The organism is Phytoactinopolyspora endophytica, from assembly GCF_004138495.1.
Classification (GTDB): Bacteria; Actinomycetota; Actinomycetes; order Jiangellales; family Jiangellaceae; genus Phytoactinopolyspora; species Phytoactinopolyspora endophytica.
Window position 1 is genome coordinate 378 of the sequence record NZ_ML142849.1, and the last position, 3,010, is coordinate 3,387.

5 protein-coding genes are annotated in these 3,010 nt (G+C 64.4%); 1 reads left to right on the forward strand and 4 read right to left on the reverse strand.

Going from position 1 to position 3,010, the window contains the following annotated elements; translation table 11 throughout:
• Positions 1-77 precede the first annotated feature (77 nt).
• Positions 78-512, forward strand: coding sequence for an LLM class flavin-dependent oxidoreductase (locus tag ELR45_RS00010; protein ID WP_205855603.1), 435 nt, complete (start codon positions 78-80; stop codon positions 510-512).
• Here the strand turns inward: ELR45_RS00010 and ELR45_RS00015 are convergent.
• The 4 genes from ELR45_RS00015 to ELR45_RS42380 form a co-directional block, all read right to left on the reverse strand.
• Complete coding sequence (locus tag ELR45_RS00015) at positions 505-1,029, reverse strand: adenylyl-sulfate kinase (RefSeq protein ID WP_205855604.1); 525 nt, start codon at positions 1,027-1,029, stop codon at positions 505-507. The two genes, ELR45_RS00010 and ELR45_RS00015, sit on opposite strands and share 8 nt — an antisense overlap.
• A gap of 5 nt (positions 1,030-1,034) precedes the next feature.
• Positions 1,035-1,724 (reverse strand): class I SAM-dependent methyltransferase, encoded by a 690-nt coding sequence (locus tag ELR45_RS00020; protein ID WP_240759020.1) that lies wholly within the window; start codon positions 1,722-1,724, stop codon positions 1,035-1,037.
• A gap of 73 nt (positions 1,725-1,797) precedes the next feature.
• Positions 1,798-2,796: a phosphotransferase family protein gene (locus tag ELR45_RS00025; RefSeq protein WP_129662460.1), complete on the reverse strand. Its 999-nt coding sequence runs from the start codon at positions 2,794-2,796 to the stop codon at positions 1,798-1,800.
• A 37-nt stretch (positions 2,797-2,833) separates the two neighbouring features.
• Positions 2,834-3,010, reverse strand: coding sequence for a rhodanese-like domain-containing protein (locus tag ELR45_RS42380; protein WP_420813783.1), 177 nt, complete (start codon positions 3,008-3,010; stop codon positions 2,834-2,836).

Sequence of the window (3,010 nt, forward strand, 5' to 3'; positions counted from 1 at the left end):
GGGCAGCTAGACGTCGGTGACGAGTCCCAGCGCAACGGGAGCCATGCTCATGACGATCGAAACTATCGCTGTTCACGATGCTCGACGAGTCCTTGGCGATCCTGGCTGCGGCCTGGTCCGGCGAGCCGGTGCGCCACCGCGGAGAGCACTACACCGTCGACGATATCGAGTTCCTGCCCCGACCGGTGCAAGAGCCCGGCGTGCCGGTGTGGGCCGCCGGGTTCCCTGGCAATATCAAGCCGATCCGTCGCGCCGCCGGGCTCGACGGCTTCTTCCCGGCCCATCTCGAGCACCCGGACCAACTCGCCGAGGTCGTCGCCACCATCACTGACCTCCGAATAGGCAAGACCGGCTCGTACGACATCGTCATCTGCCTGCCCGTCGACGCCGACCCCCTGCCGTACGCAGCAGCAGGTGCGACCTGGTGGCTGCCGGAGTTCCCGCCCGGCGTTTCACTCGACACGGTACGAGGCATACTCCGCGACGGCCCAGCGGATCCGGAGGTTAGCTAGCTCGTCCCCAGGCGGTAAGGCAAATGATCTCGTCGGCGATATCGACGACGGCGCGCCCGGCCGTGTTGACCCTGTGTACCCACGGCGGCGCTCCAGCCTCTAACCGCTGTGCCATGTGATCGCTGCGCTGAACGTGCCACGCGAGCGCCGTTCCGATCTCCCGCTGTGAGAGCCGCTCGCGAGCTGTGTCGTCGTCGGCGCATAACAACACGGCCGTCGCTGACGGCTTGTCCCCCATGGCCTCGACCAGGTCATCCGTGACCAGCACGCTGACGGTGTTGGTGTAGACGAGGTGGCGATATCCGAGAGATCGATAGTTGTTCCACATCGCGGCGAGGTTCTTCTCAGCGAGCTGGTGCTCCCATGGCGGCGGATGGGCCATATCGAGGTTGTCACCTTCGATGAACGCATGTGCGACGTCGCGCCTGGTCAGCTGTTCGTGGACCTCAGCGCCGACAGTGGACTTGCCGACGCCTGATCGGCCTCCGATGAACAAGACACTGCTCTGGGAATCCACGCGGGCTATTCAGGCCGAAGGACGCAGGTGTAGGCGCCGAACACCGACGCGCCGTACTCCACGTCCACGATGTCGAAGCCTGCCACGTCGAGCATCGGCTCGAGCAGCCAGCGGAACGTGCTGTATTCGGTTTGGATGTGCTCGAGATAGTCATCGGCGGTATATCCACGAGTGGGATCGTCCATGGCTGCCGCGAACCAACCACCGAACACCTGATCGGCTTCGTTCGGTTGGAAGTCGTAGATCAGGTCACGGAGCCGCAGCACTCCCCCTGGCCTCAACATATCGGCGATCCGAGTCAGCGCGACCGCCTTCCAGAAGTCCGGCAGGTGGTGCAACGCATGACGGGTGTACACGGCGTCGATGGGTTGCCCGGAATGCTCATACGTGAGAAAGCCCGCCTCAACGCATTGGAGGTTCGACAAACTCTGGTCGGCCGCGCGTTTTGAGACGTGTGTCAGCATGACCGGCGAAACGTCGATCGCCACTACGCGTCCGAAGACCTTTGCAGCGGGCAGCGCGAACTGGCCCGTTCCCGTCCCGATATCGAGAACGGTCGCACTCTCCCCCACTCCGTGGCTTCGAAGAATGTCCAGGTCGGCGGCGGCGTCCGGATATCCCTGCTTACGGTCGTAACCCGCCACGAAATCGGCGTCGAGGTGCTCTGGCCCCGCGTACGCACGCTCGTCAATCATCCATCGCTCGGTCACACCTGAATCTCATCACCGCGCAAGGCGACGCCGCCATCGATTTTCGGTGCTCGCCGGTTCAGGCCACAAAGGCCAGGGCTTCCCGCATGTTGTGTTCGGCGATCCCGGCCATGAACTCGCGGTCCGGGAAGTCGCCATCGAGAAGCCGCAGCGGACCGGCGACGAGCGACAGCCGCATGGCGAGTGTGTAGAGAGCCAGACGCTGTTCGTCCAAGCCGCTTCTATGCAGCCAGCGATAATGCTCGCCGAAACGAAGCCGCATGAAGACGTGCTCCCACTCGACATCGAAGAACATCAGCCCCTCTATGTCGATCATGACCGGTTGCTTGTGCCGGTCCACGAGGACGTGGTCGGGTCCGAGCTCGCCATGGATGAGTCCATACTCGCAGCGTGGACGCACGGCGGCCGTCATCATGCGAAGAGCGTCGTCCAAACGATCATGAGCGGTCGCGACCCGGATGTCGCGTGACGCGGCTTCGGCGAGATCCCCCAGCGCGCGGTCCAGAACGACCTGTTCACACGAGCGGCGGTCCGAGACAGTCTGGTTGTTGAATAGTGCAACTTTGCCGAACCGCGGCGCGCGATGCCCTTGCATCACAGTGAGCGCGTCGCCCAGTCGTTCCAGGGTCGTCTCCATGGCGTGGGCATCGTTCTGGAGCAGCGCCTCGAGGTTCTCGCCAGGCACGTCCTCGACCACCGCGATATCCGCCGGGTAGTAGTCCCCGCTCCGGTCCGCGAGATAGATCCGCGGTGTGCGGATTCCGAGAACGTCCAGCTGCTTGTGAGAGGCCTCGAACAGATCGATGCCGGAGGCGTCCGAGAACGGGTTCGCAGCGCTCTCGCTGTCGTCGACCTGTGCGGCGGGCCAGTAATTCTCGGAGGTGTCCCAGAGGTACACGATCGCCGTGAGATCGTCGTCGAACGTGAGGCGGTACACACCCTTCTTGCTGCCACCTCGCAGCCGTGCGACGCCGACCAGGTCACATCCGGTCCCGAGGGCGGCACGCGCCACCCCGGTCAGGTCGTCACGCGTGACGACTTTCCGGTCCACGCTCATGCTGTGCCTTCCCCTGCGCCGTCGCCGGCAACGCCCACTACGCCACGAATGGATCGCCCGAGTCGGCCACCAAGGGCCGTCCGGCCTCGGCCCATGACTCCATGCCGCCGGAGACGTTCACGGCGTCCCGGCCGATGCTGTTGAGCCAGGCCGCGACCTGGGCAGACCGGCCTCCGACCTTGCACACGACGTACAGCGGTTCGTCTTCCGGAAT

Excerpts from the sequence above, each read along its gene's own strand:
- ELR45_RS00010 (WP_205855603.1), top strand. The coding sequence starts at position 78 with ATGCTCGACGAGTCCTTGGCGATCCTGGCTGCGGCCTGGTCCGGCGAG.
- ELR45_RS00020 (WP_240759020.1), bottom strand. The coding sequence starts at position 1,724 with ATGATTGACGAGCGTGCGTACGCGGGGCCAGAGCACCTCGACGCCGAT.
- ELR45_RS00025 (WP_129662460.1), bottom strand. The coding sequence starts at position 2,796 with ATGAGCGTGGACCGGAAAGTCGTCACGCGTGACGACCTGACCGGGGTG.